Genomic DNA, 19785 nt, shown 5'->3' with positions numbered 1-19785 from the left:
GCGGGTTCGGTCTTTGCGTGTTCGTGCGTTTGACGACAAGCCACCATCCAAAGCTTCCGTCCGCAAGCGGCCGGGTCACTTTCTTTGTCCAAAGCAACAAAGAAAGTAACCAAAGAAAGTGCTTTTCCCTGTTTCGAATCAAAAGCCACTAGGGCTCACAGCGGCGCGGGGCCGCGCCATAAGGGGCATCCTGCCCCATGGCGCGCGTGCGCATCCATGCGCACGCCCTCCGGGGCTGCGGAACGTGTGCTTCGCATGGGGTTGCGTCCAAGCGAACTGCAACGGCAACGGCAACAGCGAACGTCAAAACGGACTCCGGCTTCGCCGGAATCAGGGGTTGGGAAACTCCTCGCTTCAGGACGTTGCCGCAAAGCCGCCTCCCCCGCCCCAGATTCACGAACCCCACACGCCAGCCGCTAGAATCGCCCATCGCAACGCATCCCCGAACCACGGAAACGGACATGGCCCCGACCCCCGGCGACACCCAGAACGACATCCTGATCGGCAAGGCCGTGACCACCCCGGACAGCGGGCAGGTGTTCCTACACACCAAGCTCGGCAACCGCCACGGCCTGGTCGCCGGGGCCACCGGTACCGGCAAGACGGTCACCCTGATGACCCTGGCCGAAGGTTTCTCGCGCCAGGGCGTGCCGGTGTTCCTGGCCGACGTGAAGGGCGACGTCGCCGGCCTCGCCGTCGCCGGCACCGCCAACGACAAGCTGCAGGCGCGGCTGGGCGAGATCGGCGTCGCCGACTGGGCCCCGCAGGCCAACCCGGTGGTGTTCTGGGACCTGTTCGGCAAGCTCGGCCACCCAGTGCGCACCACCGTCAGCGAAATGGGCCCGACCCTGCTGGCGCGCATCCTCGAGCTCAACGACACCCAGTCCGGCGTGCTCGACATCGTGTTCAAGCTCGCCGACGACCGCGGCCTGCTGCTGCTCGACCTGGCCGACCTGCGCGCCCTGCTCGGCCTGGTCGCCGACGAGCGCAAGGACATCTCCACCAGCTACGGCCTGGTCAGCGTGCAGTCGGTCGGCGCGATCCAGCGCTCGCTGCTGCGCCTGGAGCAGGACGGCGGCGATCATTTCTTCGGCGAGCCGGCGCTGGAGCTGGCCGACCTGATGCGCACCACGCCGAACGGCCACGGCGTAGTCAACGTGCTCGCCGCCGACTCGCTGATCCTCAAGCCGCGCCTGTATTCCAGCTTCCTGTTGTGGCTGCTGTCGGAACTGTTCGAGCAGTTGCCGGAAGTCGGCGACCTCGACCGGCCCAAGCTGGTGTTCGTGTTCGACGAAGCCCACCTGCTGTTCGACGACGCCCCGGCCGCGCTGCAGCAGCGGGTCGAACAAGTGGTGCGGATCATCCGCTCCAAGGGCGTGGGCGTGTATTTCTGCTCGCAGTTCCCCGACGACATTCCCGACAACATCCTCGGCCAGCTCGGCAACCGCGTGCAGCACGCGCTGCGCGCGTTCACCCCGCGCGACCAGAAGGCGGTGCGCACCGCGGCGGAAACCTTCGTGCCGAATCCGGCCTTGAACGTCGCCGAGGCCATTTCCAAGCTCGGCACCGGCGAGGCGCTGGTTTCGACCCTGCAGGACAAGGGCGTGCCGATGCCGGTCGAGCGCACCCTGGTGGCGCCGCCGCGCTGCCGCATGGGCGCGATCACCGAGGCCGAGCGCGCCCAGGTCCGCGTCGGCAGCCCGATCGGCGCCAAGTACGACACCCCGGTCAACCGCGAATCGGCCGCCGAGATGCTGGCCCAGCGCGCCGAAACCGCGTCCGAACAGGCCAAGGCGCCGCCGGCCAAGACCCGCGAGCAGGACGACAAGGAGGAAGGCGGCTTCGGCCAGGCGGTCAAGGACGCGGTGTTCGGCACCAAGCGCCGCCAGGGCATGGTCGAGACCATGGCCAAGCAGACCGCGCGCACCGTCGGCACCCAGGTCGGGCGGCAGATCCTGCGCGGCCTGCTCGGCGGCATCTTCGGCGGCAAGCGCTGACCCGGCGACGCCGGCGGCGGACGCACGCGAGCGAAGAGTGAGAAACGGCTCGCTTTCGCCCACGCGTCGCTGCTCTACCCTCACCCCCTCCGCTTCCAGACCCAGACCCGCACAGGAGCCGCATGTGAACCGCAAACTGCTCGCCCTCGCCTGCCTCGCCGCGCTCGCATTGAGCGCGTGCAACAAGCCCGCCGAAACGCCCGCCGCCGCGCCGGCCGAAACGCCCAAGGCCGCCGAACCGGCCGCGCCGGCCGAAGCCGCGCCGGCTCCCGCCGCCGCAGCCGCCCCGGCCACGTTCGACGCCGCCGCCTTCGCCGGCACCTTCAGCGGCACCCTGCCCTGCGCCGATTGCAGCGGCATCGACACCAAGCTCGAACTCAAGGCCGACGGCGGCTACGCCCTCAGCGAGAGCTACCAGGGCAAGAAGGACGGCAACTTCAAGGGCGACGGCACCTGGACCGCGGAAGACAACGGCAAGCGCGTGCGCCTGGACCCGAACAGCAAGAGCGACGACGACCGCCTGTTCGACATCGTGTCCAAGGACGAGATCCGCATGCTCGATACCGAGGGCAAGCCGATCGAGTCGCAGCTCGACTACAGCCTCAAGCGCACGCCGTAACGCGCGGCTTCGCTTTCCCCTGTAGGAGCGGCGCGAGCCGCGACCGCGACACCGCGACTGCGCCGAAACTTGCGCCGTAGTTGCGGTGTCGCGGTCGCGGCTCGCGCCGTTCCTACAGGGAGTGAACCGATCTTCACCCCGATTTGCTTGAACCGCGCCGCCCGCTCTGCGATAACGTCGGCCCCGCTGTCGCGAGTACCGCCGCCATGGGCCGTTGGCGCCCGCCCGCCGAACACAGCACCGCGCTGATCACCCGCGAGGGCCACGCGCGCCTGAAGCACGAGCTCGACGAGCTGTGGCGGCTGCGCCGTCCCGAGGTGGTCAAGGCGCTGGCCGCCGCGGCCGCCGAGGGCGACCGCTCCGAGAACGCGGAATACACCTACCGCAAGAAGCAGCTGGCCGAGATCGACCGGCGCGTGCGCTACCTGAGCAAGCGCCTGCCGCTGCTGCGGGTGATCGAATCCACGCCCAGCGATCCGCAATCGGTGTTCTTCGGCGCCTGGGTCGAGGTCGAGGACGTCGCCAGCGGCGAGCTGGCGCGCTACCGCATCGTCGGGCCGGACGAGACCGACGCCCGGCTCGGCCACATCAGCATCGACTCGCCGCTGGCGCGGGCGATGCTCAAGCGCCGGGTCGACGACGAGTTCGAGGCGGTGCTGCCGGCCGGGCCGGCGCGGTTCGCCATCGTCGAAGTGTCGTACCTGCCGCCGGCCGGCTGAAACCTCGCTGCCGCGGTCGCGGTCGTCGCAAAAGCCCGGCCCAGCGGACCCGCGCGGCGGCGCGAGCCGCGGCCGCGACGCCCCGACTACGGCGAAGCGTTCGGCGCGGGCCGATAGGCCGGCGCCGCTCCTGCAAGGCTTCGGCCGCCTGCGCCGCCGCGCGACGCGCCCCGCTCACACCGCGACGATCCGGCGCCCGCTGCGCGCCTCGCAGCGCGCCGTCCGCGCCGTCGCCGCGACCGGCGCCGGCACCCGGCAGCCGATCAGGTCCGGGCACCAGGCGCAGCGCGCCGGCAACTGGCGCGGCGGGCGTTCGCCCGCGCCGACGGGCGCGGGCGCGGTCCGCGTCAGCGGCTCCATCGCCGCCTCAGCCGCGCTGCTGCTGGCGCAGGCCGGCGTACTGCATCGCGCCCAGCACCGCGACGCCCAGCGCCTGCGCGAGCATCAGTTCCGTGCCCAGCGCGGTCGGCGCGAGCGCGCCGACGACCAGCGCGAGCACGGAGAGCGCGCCCCAAGCGAAGTTCACCGCGATCGCGGTCCAGGCCAGCGCCGGCGCGACCGGATCGCGGCTCGCGGCCCAGCCGACGAGCAGCGCCCAGGCGAACATGATCGCGGCCTCGGCCAGGATCAGGCCCGGCGCCATCGCGAAGTGGCGCGAGGCGGCGGCGGTGAAGCCGAGCAACAGCGCGCCGGCGGCCGCGGAAGCGGCGGCGTCGAGCGCCAGCGCGCGGCGCAGGGTGGAACGCGGACGGGACGGCAGGACAGTGGCCATGGTGGTGCTCCTGGGCAGTGGCGGATGAAATTCGTTGTGTCGGTTCCACGCCATGACACGCCCGCCCGCGCGGCGGGTCGATTACCTGGCAGGTAATGCCGGCGCCGGCGCAGCTGGGCTAAGGTGGCCGCATGAACGATCCGCGCCCCGTGGGCGAGCTGTTGCGCCAATGGCGCCAGCGCCGCCGCCTGACCCAGTTCGACCTGGCCGAGATGGCCGAGATCTCCACCCGCCACGTCAGCTTCATCGAGACCGGCCGCTCGCTGCCGAGCCGGGCCATGCTGCTGCGCCTGGCCGACCGCCTGGACGTGCCGCTGCGCGAGCGCAACGCCTTGATGACCGCGGCCGGGCTGGCGCCGATGTACGCCGAGCGCCCGCTCGACCACCCGGCGATGCGCGAGGCCTACGCCGCGGTCGAGCTGGTGCTGTACGCGCACGAACCGCATCCGGCGCTGGCGGTGGACCGGCACTGGAACCTGATCCAGCACAACCGCGCGCTCGGCCCGATGCTGGCCGGCGTGGCCGAGCACCTGCTGGCCGGGCCGGCCAACGTGCTGCGCGCGGCGCTGCACCCCGAAGGCATGGCGCCGAGCATCCTCAACTTCGGCGAATGGCGCGCGCACATCCTGCACCGGCTGCGCCACCAGATCGAAACCAGCGGCGATCCGGTGCTGGAAGCGCTGTACGCGGAACTGCAGGCGTATCCGCCGCCGCCGGGCTACGACCCCGCGGAGTACGACCCGGCCGAACTCACCGGCGCCGCCCACGTCGCAGTGCCCTGCCGCATGCGCACGCCGTTCGGCGAACTGTCCTTCATCAGCACCACCACCGTATTCGGCACGCCGATGGACGTGACCCTGGCGGAACTGGCGATCGAATCGTTCTTCCCCGCCGATGCGGCCACCGCCAAGGCGATGCGCGAGTTCGGCGCGAGCCTGACGACGTCTTCGTAGCGTCGGCGGCCGGGCGCGCCGGCCGCAATGCTGCGCGCGCCCAGGCTGCGTACGTCCTCGTACCTCGCCCGCACGCCCACATCCCGTCATTGCGGCGTCCGCCGCAGTGGCGAGTTGAGTGGCTTCATTCGTCGGCGCGCAGCGCTCGCCTGGATCGCAGGTGGCGTCGTAGCGCCGTTGCCGCGGTCGCGGCTCGCGCCGCTCCTACAGGGGCTCAGGCGGGTTCGCTTCCGGCTGTAGGAGCGGCGCGAGCCGCGACCGCGACACCGCGCCTGCGACGCGACGCCCCGCATCGCCGGATACCGCCTGTCGGCCCGCACGCGAATATTTTACCAATCGGTTGACAGTCGCTCGCCCCAGGCGGATATTCAACCCCATGGTTGAATATGACTCGCAACGGCTCGACGCCGTCTTCCAGGCCCTCGCCGACCCCACCCGGCGGGCGATGCTGCGCCAGCTCGCCGACGGCGAACGCAAAGTCGGCGAGCTCGCCGAACCCTACGCCATGACCCTGGCCGCCGCCTCCAAGCACATCAAGGCGCTGGAACGCGCCGGGCTGGTCCGGCGCGAGGTGCGCGGGCGCATCCACGTCTGCCGCCTCGACGCGCAACCGCTGCACGGCGGCTTCGAATGGCTGCGCCACTACGAACGCTTCTGGAACCAGCGCCTGGACGACCTGGAAGCGCTGCTGCGCGCCGAGGACGACGCCCGCGCCTCCACCTCCACGCCCCCGGCCGCCGCGCCGGCTCCATCGCCCCGCCCCGCGCGGCGCAAGCCGCGTCCCTGATCCACCCCTTCCGTTCCGGAGACCGCCATGAACCTGCCCGCCAACGACGCCTACGGCGTCCTCACCGCCGCCGATTCGGTCCGCATCGAACGCGTCCTGCCCGGCCCGATCGAACGCGTCTGGGCCTACCTCACCGAATCCGACAAGCGCCGGCACTGGCTGGCCGCGGGCGGGATGGACCTGCGCGTCGGCGGCGCGGTCGAGCTGAACTTCGACAACGCCCGCCTCACCCGCAACGACGATCCGCCGCCGGCCAAGTACGCCAGCGACTGCGTCAACACCCTGCGCGGCCGCATCACCGCGATCGAGCCGCCGCGCCTGCTGCGCTACACCTGGAACGAAGACGCCGGCAGCAAGTCGGAGGTGAGCTTCGAACTGAGCGAACAAGGCGATCAAGTGCGGCTGGTCGTGCACCACCGTCATCTGTCCAACCGCAGCGGCCTGGTCAGCGTCAGCGGCGGCTGGCACGCGCACCTGGGCCTGCTGATCGACGTGCTGTCGCAGCGCGAGCCGGAAGGCTTCTGGCGCAGCCACAACCGCCTGGACGCGGAGTACGAACGGCGCATCCCGCAGGCCTGAGCGCGGCGCGAGGCGGGCGCGGGGTACGGCGGGTAAGCTGTGCGTCCTTCCGCCTATCCGTTCGAGGTCGTCCGTGCCCGCAGCGTCCCGCTCCGCCGTATCCCGCCCTGCCGCGCCCCGCTCCGCCGCGTCCGCCGCCGCGCGCGCGTTGCCGCTGGCGCTGCTGCTGGCCGCCGCCGCGCCGATGCTGGCCGGCTGCCAGCGCCCGGCCGAGCAGGAGCAGGCCGCGGCCGCGCCGAAGGTGATGCACGGCCGCATCGCCCAGTTCGAAATGATCGACCAGCGCGTCGGCACCGGCGCGCTCGCGCAGCCGGGCCAGGAAGCGATCGTGCAGTACACCGGCTGGTTCTACGACGAGACCGCGCCGAACAAGCGCGGCAGCAAGTTCGACAGTTCCTACGACCGCAACGGCCGGCCTTTCAGCTTCCTGCTCGGCGCCGGCCGGGTGATCCGCGGCTGGGACGACGGCGTCGCCGGCATGCGCGTGGGCGGCAAGCGGGTGCTGATGGTTCCGCCGGACCTGGCCTACGGCAAGGACGGCGCCGGCGGCGGCGCGATCCCGCCGGACGCCTCGCTGGTGTTCGAGGTGGAACTGCTCGGCCTGGAACCGCGCTGAGCGCCGCTGCGCGGGCCCGGCGCGAACGCGCGCCGGGCCGGGTGCGGATCAAGCCAGCGACTTGAGCGCCTGCGCCGCCAGTTCGAACGAGCGCAGCCGCGCGTCGTGCTCGAAGATGTTGGCCGTCACCATCAGCTCGTCCGGCCGGTGCCGGGCGATGAAGGCGGCGATGCCGTCGGCGACTTCGCCCGGATCGCCGACCACCGCGCAGGCCAAGGCCTGGGCTACGCCGGCCTTCTCCAGCGGGGTCCAGAAACTTTCGATGTCGTCGATCGGCGGCGGGATCAGCCCCGGCCGGCCGCGGCGCAGGTTGACGAACGCCTGCTGCTGGGTGGTGAACAGGCGCCGGGCCTGGGCGCCGTCCGCCGCGGCGACCACGTTCAAGGCCAGCATCGCGTGCGGCGCCTGCAGCCGCGCGGACGGCTGGAAGTCGCGGCGGTAGAGCGTCAGCGCCTCGTCCATCGCGTCGGGCGCGAAATGCGAGGCGAACGCGAACGGCAGGCCCATCGCCGCCGACAGCCGCGCGCTGAACAGACTCGACCCCAGCAGCCACACCGGCACCTCCAGCCCGGCGCCGGGCACCGCGCGCACCGCCTGCTGCGGCTGCGCCGGCTCGAAGTAATGCAGCAGTTCGGCCACGTCCTGCGGAAAGCTGTCGGCGCCGTCGTAGTAGCGGCGCAGCGCGCGCGCGGTGGAGTGGTCGGTGCCGGGCGCGCGGCCCAGGCCCAGGTCGATGCGGCCGGGGTACAGCGAGGCCAGCGTGCCGAACTGCTCGGCCACCTGCAGCGGCGCGTGGTTGGGCAGCATGATCCCGCCGGCGCCGACGCGGATGCGCGAGGTGCCGCCGGCGATATGCCCGATCAGCACCGCGGTGGCGGCGCTGGCGATGCCGGGCATGTTGTGGTGTTCGGCCAGCCAATAGCGGGTATAGCCCAGCGCTTCGGCGTGGCGGGCGAGGTCCAGGCTGTTGGCGAAAGCCTGGCGGGCGTCGCTGCCCTGGACGACGGGCGCGAGGTCGAGGACGGAATACGGCAGCATGCGGGGATCGGCGCTCCGGAAGGGATCGTTACGATCTGGGGCCGGGCGGCGGCGGAATCCAGCGCGCGATTGGGGAAGGATCGGCGCTGGTGTGTTGCCGGATGCGCCCTCATCCGCCCCCCTGCTTTCGCAGGGGCAGGCTCTTCGGGGCAGCGTCTCCCGCAAGCGGGAGAAGAAACGGCAAGAAGCCGCGCTGCTGGAAGCCCCTCTCCCGCCTGCGGGGCGAGGGCGGCGCTTGCGAGCCATCGGCTCGCGCAGCGCCGAACGCCCGAACGCCCTGCGTTCGGGCCGGGGTGCGGGTTGGGGCGAGGTCCGCGCCCTCAGAACAGATCGAACGCCAACCCCTCGCGCTCGTTGTCCCACACCGTGCACACCACCCACCAGCGCCCGTGCTCGTGGCAAACCTGGATGCTGTTGGCCCCGCGCTTGAGCAGCACCGGCGAACCCTGCGCCGGGCGCGCGTCGTACTTGCTCCACACGTGCGCGATCTGGCCGAAACGCTCGATCCGCTGGTCGGTCTCGACCTCGAAGAAGTCGGTGTCGGCGAACAAGGGCGCGACGTCGGCGATGTACTGCTCGACATCGAACACCACCGCCCGGGTAGAGCCGTCGGCCTCGACCACGGTGCGCAGGCTCAGCGCGCGCGGATGCATCAGGTAGCGGAACCGCGCCCAGTCGCGCGGCGCCCCGGCCGGGCCGGAAATGCACGCGTACACCGCCCGCACCAGGCGGCCGATGTCCTGGGTGTCGGCGACCCAGTGCGCGGGAACCTCGGCGTGCGGCGTGTCGGGCATGGCGGCAACTCCTGTCGGAAGCAAGGCGAAGACGGCCGCCCGCCGCGCCGCAGCGGCGCCGGGCGGCGGCGAACGCAGCGGCTAGAACGGCATCGGCCAACCCGCCAGCGGCGCGATCAGCCAGTACAGCCCGCCCAACACCAGCGCCCACATCGCCGTGCGCAACACGAACCCGACCAGCTTGAACGCCAGCCACAACGCCACGCCGACCACGATCAGGGCCACGATGTCCATGCAGGCTCCCAGTCAAAACGGCCCCGAGCTTACCCCGCCGCGCGCCCCGCCCGCCCCTGCCATCCTTCCTGCCGCGAACCGATGCGGCCGCGCCCTCAGGCCCGATGCCATCCGCTCCGCCGCCGCGCGCTCGCCCCCATCGATAAAAAAATCTCGACAAGCCGACAAACGGCAGGAACAATTTCCTAACATTTGGGTCTAGTGCTTCCGACATCGCAGCCATGCGCAACGCGCAGGACCGCGATGCCCAGGCCAGCGCCACGCGCAGACCTGACACACTGGATTGGGGACCGGCCGGGCCATGGACGCCCGGCCCGGCAACGGCCACCGCACCACGGATCGGAACATCGCAATGGACACCACGCCCTCGCCGTCGCAACCGGCTCCCCCCGCGGAGGCCGGCGCGACCGGCCGCGCCGGCCTCTGGCGCCGCGCCACCCAGGCCACGTTCGGCCAGATGGCCTGGACGCCGCCGCCGTGGCTCGCCGCGCTCGCCGCGCGCATCCGCCAACGCCCCGGCCTGTACCTGGGCAGCCTGCTCGGCCTGCTCGCCGCGGCCTGGCTCGCGCACTGGCTGATCACCCGGCCCAAGCCGGTGATCCCCGGCGCGCTCAGCGTGGAACTGCACGCGCCCGAGCTCACCGACTACGAGCGCAAGCCGCCGACCGTGAGCCGGCTGAGCCTGACCTTCTCCGACTCGGCCGCGCCGCTCAAGCAGATCGGCAACGCGCCGGTGGGCGTGAGCCTGAAGCCCGAACTCAAGGGCGCGTGGACCTGGGAAGACGACAAGACCCTGGTGTTCGTGCCCGCCACCGACTGGCCGGTCAAGACCAAGTACACGGTCGAAGTCGATCCGAACACCAGCGTGGCGCCCAAGGTGGCGCTGCAGGAACACGAATTCGAATTCGAGACCGCGCCGTTCAAGGCCGAGCTGTCCAACAGCGAGTTCTACCAGGACCCGCAGGACCCGGCGCTCAAGAAGGGCGTGTTCGAGCTGAAGTTCTCGCATCCGGTCGACGAGGCGCAGTTGCAGCGCCGCATCGCGCTGTCGTTGGTCGACGGCGGCGGCAGCGTCCAGGCCGCGCCCAAGTACACCCTCACCTACGACGACGCCCGGCTCAAGGCCTGGGTCCACTCCGAACCGCTGAAGCTGCCGGAAAACGGCGGCAGCCTGAGCCTGGAGGTCGCCGCCGGCGTGGTCAGCGCGCTGGGCGGCGAAGGCAGCCCGGAAAAACTCAGCGCGCAGGTCAAGCTGCCGTCGCTGTACAGCGTCAACGTCGACGATCTCGCCACCACCCTGGTCGAGAACGAGCGCTTCGAACCCGAGCAGGCGCTGGTGGTGAGCTTCAACAACGCCATGCGCGACACCGAAGTCGCCGGCGCGACCCGCGCCTGGCTGCTGCCGACCAAGGACCCGCGCCGCCCGGCCAGCGAACAGAGCGGCAACCGCTCCTGGTCCACCGGCGAGGTCGACGAGGCCGTGCTCAAGGCCGCCACGCCGCTGCCGCTGAGCCCGATCGCGGCCGAGCGCGAATACACCCCGGTGCACAGCTTCAAGTTCCAGGCGCCGCCGGACCGCTACGTCTACGTGCGCGTGGGCAAGGGCCTGAAGGCGTTCGGCGGCTTCCTGCTCGGCCGCGACCACGCGGTCGCCCTGCGCGTGCCCGAGTATCCCAAGCTGCTGCGCTTCGTCGGCGAAGGCGCGCTGCTGTCGCTGCGCGGCGAGCGCCGGATCAGCGTGGTCTCGCGCAACGTGCCGCGTGCGCGGCTGGAGATCGCCCGGGTCCTGCCCGAGCAGATCCAGCACCTGGTGTTCAACAACGAAGGCAGCTACGCCAAGCCGCGCATGTACAACCTCGACGCCGACAGCCTGGTCGAGCGCGAGGAACGCCGCCTGACCCTGCCGGCCGAGAACCCGGCCAAGGCCCACTACGAAGGCGTGGACCTGGGCGCCTACCTCAAGCCCAACCGCCGCGGCGTGTTCCTGCTGAGCCTGCGCACGATGAGCGACTCCGACGCGCAGCGCCCGAGCGAGGAGACCATCGCCGACGACGCCGGCAGCGAGGAGGACAGCCGCCTGGTCGTGCTCACCGACCTGGGCATCGCGGTCAAGCAGGGCCTGGACGGCCGCCGCGACGTGTTCGTGCAGTCGCTGTCCAACGGCGCGCCGGTGGCCGGCGCGCGGGTGCGCGCGGTGGCGCGCAACGGCGAGACCCTGGTCGAGGCCGACACCGATGCGGGCGGCCGCGCCCAGCTGCCGTCGCTGAAGGGCTTCAAGCGCGAAAAGACCCCGACCATGCTGACCGTCAGCCAGGGCGAGGACTATTCGTTCCTGCCGATCGACGACTACCGGCGCAAGCTCGACTACTCGCGCTTCGACATCGGCGGCGAGCCCAACGACATCGAGGCCGGCGCGCTCAACGCCTTCCTGTTCTCCGACCGCGGCCTCTACCGCCCCGGCGACACCGTCAACATCGGCATGATCGTGCGCGCCGCCGACTGGAAGCGCCCGCTAGCCGGGCTGCCGCTGGAATGGGAGTTCACCGACCCGCGCGGCAACGTCGCCCAGCGGCAGAAACTCAAGCTCAGCGAACAGGGCTTCGAGAGCGCCAGCTTCGCGCCCAGCGAGAGCGCACCCAGCGGCACCTGGCAGGTCCAGCTGTTCCTGCTCGGCCGCGACAACCAGCGCACCAGCATCGGCTCGACCTCGGTGCAGGTGCGCGAGTTCGCGCCGGACACGATGAAGGTCGCGGTGAAGCTGTCGGCCGACAATCCCAAGGGCTGGATCAAGCCCGACCAGCTGTCCGCCGTGGTCAGCGCCGAGAACCTGTTCGGCACCCCGGCGCAGCAGCGCAAGGTCGAGGGCACGATGGTGCTGCGGCCGTACTTCCCCAGCTTCGCCCAGTACCCGGGCTACCAGTTCTTCGATCCGCAGCGGGCCAAGGAAGGCTACGACGAGTCGCTCAGCGACCAGACCACCGACGCCCAGGGCCAGGCCACCTTCAAGCTCGACCTGACCAAGTACGAGCGCGCGACCTACCAGCTGAGCTTCCTGGCGCGCGCGTTCGAGCCCGGCAGCGGCCGCAACGTCGCCGCGCAGACCAGCGCGCTGGTGTCGAACAACGACTTCCTGGTCGGCATCAAGGCGGTGGACGCGCTCGACTACGTCCAGCGCGGCGCCAAGCGTTCGCTGCAACTGGTCAGCATCGGCCAGGACGGCGCGCCCAAGCCGGTGCCGGGCCTGCGCGCGGTGGTGGTGGAGAAGCGCTACGTCTCGGTCCTGACCAAGCAGGATTCGGGCCTGTACCGCTACGTCTCGCACGAACGCCGCTACGACCTGCGCGAGCAGCCGCTGGCGCTGGCCGGCGGCCGCCAGAGCGTGGCCCTGCAGACCGACCAACCCGGCGACTTCGTGATCGAAGTGCGCGCGGCCGACGGCAAGGTGCTCAACCAGATCGGCTATCGCGTCGCCGGCGCGGCCAACCTGTCGCGCTCGCTGGAGCGCAACGCCGAACTCGGCCTGACCCTGTCCAAGCCCAGCTACAAGCCCGGCGAGACCATCGAGGTCAGCATCCGCGCGCCCTACCCCGGCGCCGGCCTGATCACGATCGAACGCGACAAGGTCTACGCCCACGCCTGGTTCCGCGCCGACAGCACCGCCAGCGTGCAGAAGATCGTGCTGCCGGCCGATTTCGAGGGCAACGGCTATATCAACGTGCAGTTCCTGCGCGATCCGAACTCCGACGAGATCTACATGAGCCCGCTGTCGTTCGGCGTGGCGCCGTTCGCGGTCGACCGCAGCGCGCGCACCCAGCCGCTGAGCGTGAGCCTGCCGAAGGTGACCAAGCCGGGGCAGACGGTGAACGCGTCCATCGTCACCGAAGGCAAGGCGCGGGTGGTGCTGTTCGCGGTCGACGAAGGCATCCTGCAGGTCGCGCGCTACCGCGTCGGCGAGCCGCTGGATCACTTCTTCCGCAAGAAGATGCTGCAGGTCGACACCGCCCAGATCCTCGACCTGCTGCTGCCGGAGTTCAGCCGCCTCGCCAACGCGGCCGCGCCCGGCGGCGACGGCGAAGGCGGCATGGCCAAGCACCTCAATCCGTTCAAGCGCAAGTCCGAGAAGCCGGCGGTGTGGTGGTCGGGCATCGTCGACGTCGACGGCCGCCGCGAGTTCCCGTTCGTGCTGCCCGACCATTTCAACGGCAAGGTGCGGGTGGTGGCGGTGGCGGTGACGCCGCAGCGCATCGGCATCGTCCAGGACGAGGCGATCATCCGCGGCGACTTCGTGCTGACCCCGACCCTGCCCACACATGTGGCGCCGGGCGACGAGTTCGACCTGCCGGTCGGCGTCGCCAACACCATCGAAGGCGCCAAGCAGGCGGCGAAGGTGACGGTGAACCTGCAGCTGCCGGCGGGCCTGAGCCTGATCGGCGCGACGCCGGCGCCGGTGTCGATCGCCCCGCGCAGCGAAACCACGGTGCGCTTCCGGGTCCGCGCCGGCAACGCGCTGGGGGCGCTGCCGGTCGCGATCCAGGCGGTGTCGGGCAGCTACAACGCCAGGCGCCGGATCGAGCTGTCGCTGCGCCCGGCGATCGTCGCGCGCCAGGACCTGATCGCCGGCCGCGCCGACAAGCGCTCGACGATCCAGCCGCTGCGGGCGATGTTCGACCAGCAGGCCACGCGCCGGATCTCGGCTTCGGTGTCGCCGCTGGTGGCGGTGGACGGGCTCAGCGCGTACCTGGCCGATTACCCGTACCAGTGCAGCGAGCAGGTGCTCAGCGGCGCGTTCCCGGCGCTGGTGCTGGGTGCGCATCCGGAACTGGGCAAGCTGGTCGCGACCGGCAAGGGCGACCCGCGCCAGAACGTGATCGACCTGCTGCGCGCGCGCCAGAACAGCGAAGGCGGCATCGGCCTGTGGACCGCCACGCCCGACGCCGACGACTTCGTCACCGGCTATGCGGCGCTGTACCTGATCGAAGCGCGCGAGCGCGGCCAGGCGGTGCCCGACGACCTGCTCAAGTCGCTCAACGGCTACCTCGAACAGCGCGCCTCCGACCGCTCCGGCAACGACCTGCCGGCGCTGCGCAACCGCGCGCTCGCCGTGTACCTGCTGGTGCGCCAGGGCCGTACCGCGAGCAACCTGTTGAGCGCGGTGCACGAGCAGATCAAGCGCGACCAGCCCAAGACCTGGGAGAACGACGTCGCCGGCCTGCTGATCGGCGCGAGCTACCAGCTGCTGCAGCAGGACAAGCCGGCGCGCGCGCTGGCCACGGTGGCGCTGCGCCGGGCCAACGCGGCCTCGGCCACGGCAAGCACGCCGTACGCGTCGTACTACGACGGCGGCATCGACCAGGCCTGGACGGTGTACCTGCTCAACCGCCACTTCGGCGCGCTCAGCCGCGACCTGTTGAAGCGCACCGCGCTGGAGCGGTTGCTCGATCCGCTGCGCCACAACAGCTACAACACGTTGTCCTCGGCGCTGACCGTGCTGGCGCTCGACGCCTACGCCTCGGCCCAGCCGCAGCAGCCGCTGCCGGTGCTGGAAGCGGCCGGCAAGGACGGCAAGTCGCGGCGCATCGGCGCGGCCGCGGGCGTCATCAGCCGCGGCGACTTCGCCGGCGGCGACCTGCGCCTGTGGGTGGCGCCGGGCGGCGACGCGCCGGCGTGGTACCTGGTCAACCAGACCGGCTACGACCGCGCCTTGCCCAAGGCGGTGCAGGACAAGGGCCTGGAAGTGGTGCGCGACTACCTCGACGACGCCGGCAAGCCGGTGACCGCGATCAAGCAGGGCCAGGAAGTGACCGTGCGCCTGCGCCTGCGCGCGCTCGGCGCGCCGATGCGCGACAACATCGCGGTGGTCGACCTGCTGCCGGGCGGCTTCGAGACGGTGATGCAGTACGCCGCGCCGGCCGCGACCGACAGCGACAGCGGCGAGTCGGAAAACGAGTGCGGCGACGAATGCGGCGAAGGCGAGAGCGACGGCGAAGACCAGCCCTCGCGCGACGGCCCCGACCCGAACGCGGCGCCGGCGCAGACCCTGGCCCTGCCGGGTTCGAGCTTCCAGCCGCAGCACGTCGAGCAGCGCGAGGACCGGGTGATCCTGTACGGCCGCATCGGCGGCGAGGCCAGCGAGTTCCGCTACAAGGTGCGCGCCAACAACGCCGGTACCTTCGTGGTGCCGCCGGCCTATGCCGAATCGATGTACGAACGCTCGGTGTACGCGCAGGGCGGCCCGGCCGGAACCCTGCAGGTGACCGCGCCGACGCCGTGAGCCCGATCCGATGAAGGTGCTGTCGTCCCTGCGCCGGGGACTGAAGCGATGGCGGTGGGCGCTGATCGCGCTCGCCGCCCTCGCCGCGGCGCTGGTCGCGGTGCGTGTGTACCCGCGCCCCGGCCTGGCCGAGGCGATCCCGCTGTCGACCGTGGTGCGCGACCGCGAGGGCCGGCTGCTGCGGCTGGCGCTGGCCGGCGACCAGCGCTACCGCCTGTGGGTGCCGCTGGAGCAGATCTCGCCGCAGTTGGTCGAGTCGGTGATGCTGCAGGAGGACGCCTGGTTCTACTGGCATCCGGGCTTCAACCCGGTCAGCCTGGTGCGCGGCGCGTGGTCGACCTACGGCAGCGGCGAGGCGCGCGTGGGCGGCTCGACCCTGACCATGCAGCTGGCGCGGCTGCGCTGGCGGCTGCAGACCCGCGACATCCGCGGCAAGCTGGTGCAGATCGCGCGCGCGGCGCAACTGGAGCTGTGCTACTCCAAGCGCGAGATCCTCGAGGCCTACCTCAACCTGGCGCCCTACGGCGGCAACATCGAGGGCGTCGGCGCGGCCAGCCTGATCTATTTCCGCAAGCCCGCCGGCGAGCTGACCCTGCCCGAATCGCTGGCGCTGGCGGTGCTGCCGCAGGCGCCGTCGCGGCGCGGCCGGCTGGCCGCGCGCGAGGACGACGCCTACTACATCGGCGCCGGCCTGGAAGCGGCGCGCGCGCGCCTGTACGCGCGCTGGCGCGAGTCGCATCCCGACGATCCCGCCCAGGACGCGCTGCTGCGCCTGCCGCTGCGCCTGCGCAGCGCGCGCGAGCTGCCCTACCGCGCGCCGCACCTGGCCGACCGGGTGCTGGCCGAGCGCGCCTGGCATCCGCAGTCCGGCCCGGAGCTGACCACCACCCTGGACCTGCGCCTGCAGCGCCTGCTCGAAGAGCGCGTGCGCAACTACCTGCGCCAGGGCCGCAGCCGCGGCCTGCGCAACGCCAGCGCGATGCTGATCGACACCCGCGACATGGGCGTGCGCGCGCTGGTCGGCTCGGCAGACTACTTCGACGCGTCCATCCAGGGCCAGGTCAACGGCGCCGCCGCCAAGCGCTCGCCGGGTTCCACCCTCAAGCCCTTCATCTACGCCCTGGCGATCGATCAGGGCGTGCTGCATCCGCAGACCGTGCTGCGCGACGTGCCCAGCGCGTTCGGCCCGTACACGCCGGAGAACTTCGACGGCCGCTTCATGGGCCCGGTGACCGCGACCGAGGCGCTGGTGCGCAGCCGCAACATTCCCGCGGTCTACGTCGCCGCCCAGCTCAAGCAGCCCAGCTTCTACGACTTCCTGCGCCAGGCCGGGGTGAGCCGCATGGCCAGCCGCGACCACTACGGCCTGGCCCTGGTGCTCGGCGGCGGCGAGGTCACGATGGAGGAGTTGGCGCGCATGTACGCGATGCTCGGCAACGACGGCCGCCTGCGCGCGCTGCGCTGGCGCCAGAGCGACCCGGAAGAGGACGGCGCGCGCCTGCTCAGCGCCGAGGCCGCCTTCATCACCCGCGACATGCTGCGCCACAACCCGCGCCCCGACGCCGGCTCGCAATCGGCCTCGCGGCCGCTGCCGGTGGCGTGGAAGACCGGCACCTCGTGGGCGTTCCGCGACGCCTGGAGCGCGGGCCTGGTCGGCCCCTACGTGCTGGTGGTGTGGCTGGGCAACTTCGACGGCGCCAGCAATCCGGCGCTGATCGGCGTGGAAGCGGCGGCGCCGCTGTTCTTCGACATCGTCGACGGCCTGCAGGCCGCGCGCGCGGACCTGGCCGAACCGGCGCGGCAATGGCCGCTCAACCTCAAGCGGGTCGAGGTGTGCCGCGCCAGCGGCGACCTGCCCAACGCCTGGTGCCCGCAGCGCGGCACGACCTGGTTCATCCCCGGCAAGTCGCCGATCCGGATCAGCACCGTGCACCGCGCGGTGATCGTCGACAACGCCACCGGCAAGCCGGTGTGCGGGCGCTTCGATCCGGCGACGATGCGCCAGCAGGTGTACGAATTCTGGCCGTCCGACCTGGCCCAGGTGTTCGTCCAGGCCGGCATCCCGCGCCGGCGCCCGCCGGCCGGGCACGACTGCGGCGGCGCCCAGGACTGGCTCGGCAGCGCGCCGAGCATCACCTCGCCGTTCCGCGCCACCCGCTACACGATGCGGCTCTCGCATCCGGAGCAGTTGTCGCTGAGCCTGGCGGCGACCGTCGACGCCGACGTCTCGCGCCTGTACTGGTTCATCGGCAACACCTTCATCGGCAGCGCCGAAGCCGGCAAGGCGCTGGCGTGGACGCCGGACCGCACCGGCCAGTTCCGCCTGACCGCGGTCGACGACCACGGCCGCAGCGACGAGCGCGAGATCGAAGTGGCAGTGGTGAAGTAACCGGCAACCGCCGTCTCATTTCCCGCCGCCCGCCGGATATTGCGCGCGTATACGATTCTTGCGAAAGATTTATTAATGCAACAAACCAAATGACTATGCTGAATGTCGCGAATCTCGACGCCTAACACGCTTCGGGTTTGCGTACTGGCACACAAAATGCGCATGACGCGCTAGTCACCGCAGGCGTGGTCATTTATTCTAAGCCTCGGTCCGTCCGGCATCCGATATTCAATCGCGACGCCGCGCGCGATAATCACCTGGGCGATTTTCCGGGCGGGCCGCGGGTGGGGCCGCGGCGATTATCATTAATATAATTCAGTAATGGCGGAGAAACATTCGGCCGCCACAGTTCTTCGGCGATTAATCATGACGGTTGGCGCCGGTACGGGCCGCATTTGATTTTCTTGATCGGAGGGATTCGTGGAAGGAGCTGTCTCGCGAGACCGGCCCGGCGCCGCACGCACGCAATCGCCGCAGGCCCCTGGGTGCAAGCAGTACCTGGAAGACGTCCTGCATAAACTGCAGGCCCTGGTCGCCCCTGGGCACGACCTGGCCGAGGAGCAACAGGCCGCGACCCGGGCGCTGTTCGCCGATTTCATTTCCGGCTGCCTGCAGATGTATTTCCTGCACGGCGGCGGCACCGGCCTGCTCGCCGCGCCGCCCTGGCCCGACCCCGCCGCGCCCGACCCGCATCCGGCCAAGGAACGCCCGCCGCAAGAGCGCGAGCGCCCCTGGTACCTGAGCGACGTCGCCGCCGCGCCGAAGCCGGCCGAGACCTCGCGCGCGATCGCCCCGGCCTACCACGCCGCCGCGCTGGATGCGCCCGCCCGCCACGCGGCCGGCTACCCCGAACCGGCCCATTCGCCGCGCCCGTATCCGCTGCAACCGCCGCGTCCGGCGCCCGTCCCGGCGCTGTTCGAGCGCGCCAACGACCTGACCGAACGCGAGAAGGAAGTGCTGCAGTGGATCGCCGAGGGCCGCACCTCGCGCGAGGTCGGCCTGATCCTGTCGATCGCCGAGCGCACGGTGAAGTTTCATCTGCGCAACATCTACTCGAAGTTGAACGTGCTCAACCGCACCCAGGCGGTCAGCATCGCCAACCGCATGAACCTGGGTTGAGCCCGGCCCGCGCGGCGGCGACGCCGCGCGGCCTGCCCTGCCCCGCCCCGCTGCGCGCGGGTCAGCCGGCCTGCGCCCTGGGCGCGGACAGCGCGCGCAGCAGGGTTTCGCGCACGCGATCGACCACCGCCGCGCGGTGGCTGTCGACGAACAGGTGGCCGCCGTCGAAGCGGTGCAGTTCGCAGCCCGCTTCGGTCTGCTCGGCCCAGCGATCGACTTCGCTCCAGCGCCCTTCGCGCTCGCGTTCGCCGACCAGCACGCTCATCGGCACCCGCAGCTTCGGCCCCGGCCGGTGGACGTATTCGCAGGCCAGGGCGAAATCCGCGCGCAGGGTCGGCAGCACCAGGGCCATGAACTCGCGGTCGCCGAGCACTTCGGCCGGCGTGCCGTTGTAGTCGCGCAACACCTCGATCAGCGCCTCGTCGGGCAGCTTGTGCAGGTCGCGGCCCACGCGCCGGTAGCCCGGCGCCTCGCACGCCGACACGAACAGGTGCAGCGGCGCCGGCGCGCCGAGCCGCTGCAGCCGGCGCGCGACCTCGAACGCGAGCAGCGCGCCCAGGCTGTGGCCGAACAGCGCGAACGGCTGCCGCGGCTGCGCGGCGATGTCCGCGGCCAGGCGCTCCACCAGCGGCTCCATCGCCTGCGCCGGCGGCTCGCGCAGGCGCACGCCGCGGCCCGGCAGCTGCACGCCGCAGGCCTCGATCTGCGCGCCCAGCGAGGGCTGCCACGACAGGTACATGCCGGCGTCGCCGCCGGCGTAGGCGAAGCCGTACAGGCGCAGCGCGCGCGGCGCGCCGGGGCGGCGCAGCAACCACGGCAGGCGCGGCCCGTCGGACGAGGCAGGAGACGGCGAGGACAGCGGATACGAAGTCGGCATCGGCGAAAGCTCGGGTAGCGC

At 71.4% G+C, this 19785-nt stretch carries 15 protein-coding genes; 10 read left to right on the top strand and 5 right to left on the bottom strand.

The window, feature by feature from the left end; genetic code table 11:
• Window positions 1-461 precede the first annotated feature (461 nt).
• The 3 genes from BLV01_RS14745 (at window position 462) to greB (ending at window position 3335) form a co-directional block, all read left to right on the top strand.
• The gene (locus BLV01_RS14745; RefSeq protein WP_091801059.1) at window positions 462-1997 is read left to right on the top strand and encodes a helicase HerA-like domain-containing protein; all 1536 of its coding nucleotides are present in this window, start codon (window positions 462-464) and stop codon (window positions 1995-1997) included.
• Between the two features lie 124 nt (window positions 1998-2121).
• Entirely contained in the window at window positions 2122-2616 is a 495-nt protein-coding gene (locus BLV01_RS14740) for a copper resistance protein NlpE (protein WP_175485966.1), read from the top strand.
• Between the two features lie 206 nt (window positions 2617-2822).
• Window positions 2823-3335, top strand: coding sequence for a transcription elongation factor GreB (gene greB, locus BLV01_RS14735; protein ID WP_091801050.1), 513 nt, complete (start codon window positions 2823-2825; stop codon window positions 3333-3335).
• A 367-nt stretch (window positions 3336-3702) separates the two neighbouring features.
• On the opposite strand, the gene BLV01_RS14725 is transcribed toward greB, so the two are convergent.
• Window positions 3703-4107, bottom strand: coding sequence for a hypothetical protein (locus BLV01_RS14725; RefSeq protein WP_091801042.1), 405 nt, complete (start codon window positions 4105-4107; stop codon window positions 3703-3705).
• A 131-nt stretch (window positions 4108-4238) separates the two neighbouring features.
• On the opposite strand from BLV01_RS14725, the gene BLV01_RS14720 reads away from it, so the two are divergent.
• The 4 genes from BLV01_RS14720 (at window position 4239) to BLV01_RS14705 (ending at window position 7042) form a co-directional block, all read left to right on the top strand.
• Window positions 4239-5060: an MmyB family transcriptional regulator gene (locus tag BLV01_RS14720; protein ID WP_091801040.1), complete on the top strand. Its 822-nt coding sequence runs from the start codon at window positions 4239-4241 to the stop codon at window positions 5058-5060.
• Window positions 5061-5436: 376 nt separating this feature from the next.
• Window positions 5437-5847: an ArsR/SmtB family transcription factor gene (locus BLV01_RS14715; RefSeq protein ID WP_091801037.1), complete on the top strand. Its 411-nt coding sequence runs from the start codon at window positions 5437-5439 to the stop codon at window positions 5845-5847.
• A gap of 27 nt (window positions 5848-5874) precedes the next feature.
• Window positions 5875-6426, top strand: a complete 552-nt coding sequence (locus BLV01_RS14710) for an SRPBCC family protein (protein WP_091801034.1) — start codon at window positions 5875-5877, stop codon at window positions 6424-6426.
• 73 nt (window positions 6427-6499) lie between these two features.
• On the top strand, window positions 6500-7042 hold the full coding sequence (locus tag BLV01_RS14705) for an FKBP-type peptidyl-prolyl cis-trans isomerase (RefSeq protein ID WP_343124242.1): 543 nt from the start codon (window positions 6500-6502) through the stop codon (window positions 7040-7042).
• 48 nt (window positions 7043-7090) lie between these two features.
• Here the strand turns inward: BLV01_RS14705 and BLV01_RS14700 are convergent, their stop codons facing one another.
• From BLV01_RS14700 to BLV01_RS26305, 3 genes are all read right to left on the bottom strand, one after another.
• A complete protein-coding gene (locus tag BLV01_RS14700) occupies window positions 7091-8080 on the bottom strand; it encodes an LLM class flavin-dependent oxidoreductase (protein WP_091801030.1) in 990 nt (329 codons plus the stop codon).
• A gap of 320 nt (window positions 8081-8400) precedes the next feature.
• Window positions 8401-8874 (bottom strand): hypothetical protein, encoded by a 474-nt coding sequence (locus BLV01_RS14695; protein WP_091801027.1) that lies wholly within the window; start codon window positions 8872-8874, stop codon window positions 8401-8403.
• An 81-nt stretch (window positions 8875-8955) separates the two neighbouring features.
• On the bottom strand, window positions 8956-9108 hold the full coding sequence (locus BLV01_RS26305; protein ID WP_175485964.1) for a hypothetical protein: 153 nt from the start codon (window positions 9106-9108) through the stop codon (window positions 8956-8958).
• 352 nt (window positions 9109-9460) lie between these two features.
• Here BLV01_RS26305 and BLV01_RS14690 point away from each other — a divergent pair, with 352 nt between their 5' ends.
• From BLV01_RS14690 to BLV01_RS27130, 3 genes are all read left to right on the top strand, one after another.
• Window positions 9461-15379, top strand: a complete 5919-nt coding sequence (locus tag BLV01_RS14690; protein WP_175485962.1) for an alpha-2-macroglobulin family protein — start codon at window positions 9461-9463, stop codon at window positions 15377-15379.
• A 10-nt stretch (window positions 15380-15389) separates the two neighbouring features.
• Window positions 15390-17768 carry a penicillin-binding protein 1C gene (gene pbpC, locus BLV01_RS14685; protein ID WP_091801021.1) on the top strand — a complete coding sequence of 793 codons (2379 nt, stop codon included), beginning with the start codon at window positions 15390-15392 and terminating at the stop codon, window positions 17766-17768.
• A 420-nt stretch (window positions 17769-18188) separates the two neighbouring features.
• On the top strand, window positions 18189-18887 hold the full coding sequence (locus BLV01_RS27130) for a helix-turn-helix domain-containing protein (protein WP_305791402.1): 699 nt from the start codon (window positions 18189-18191) through the stop codon (window positions 18885-18887).
• A gap of 61 nt (window positions 18888-18948) precedes the next feature.
• On the opposite strand, the gene BLV01_RS14675 is transcribed toward BLV01_RS27130, so the two are convergent.
• Window positions 18949-19764, bottom strand: a complete 816-nt coding sequence (locus BLV01_RS14675; RefSeq protein WP_091801018.1) for a thioesterase II family protein — start codon at window positions 19762-19764, stop codon at window positions 18949-18951.
• Window positions 19765-19785: the final 21 nt, after the last annotated feature.

It is taken from the genome of Lysobacter sp. yr284 (assembly GCF_900107375.1).
Lineage (GTDB): Bacteria > Pseudomonadota > Gammaproteobacteria > Xanthomonadales > Xanthomonadaceae > Lysobacter.
Note: the sequence above shows the minus strand (reverse complement) of the source record. Positions and strands in the feature narration are given on the sequence as shown.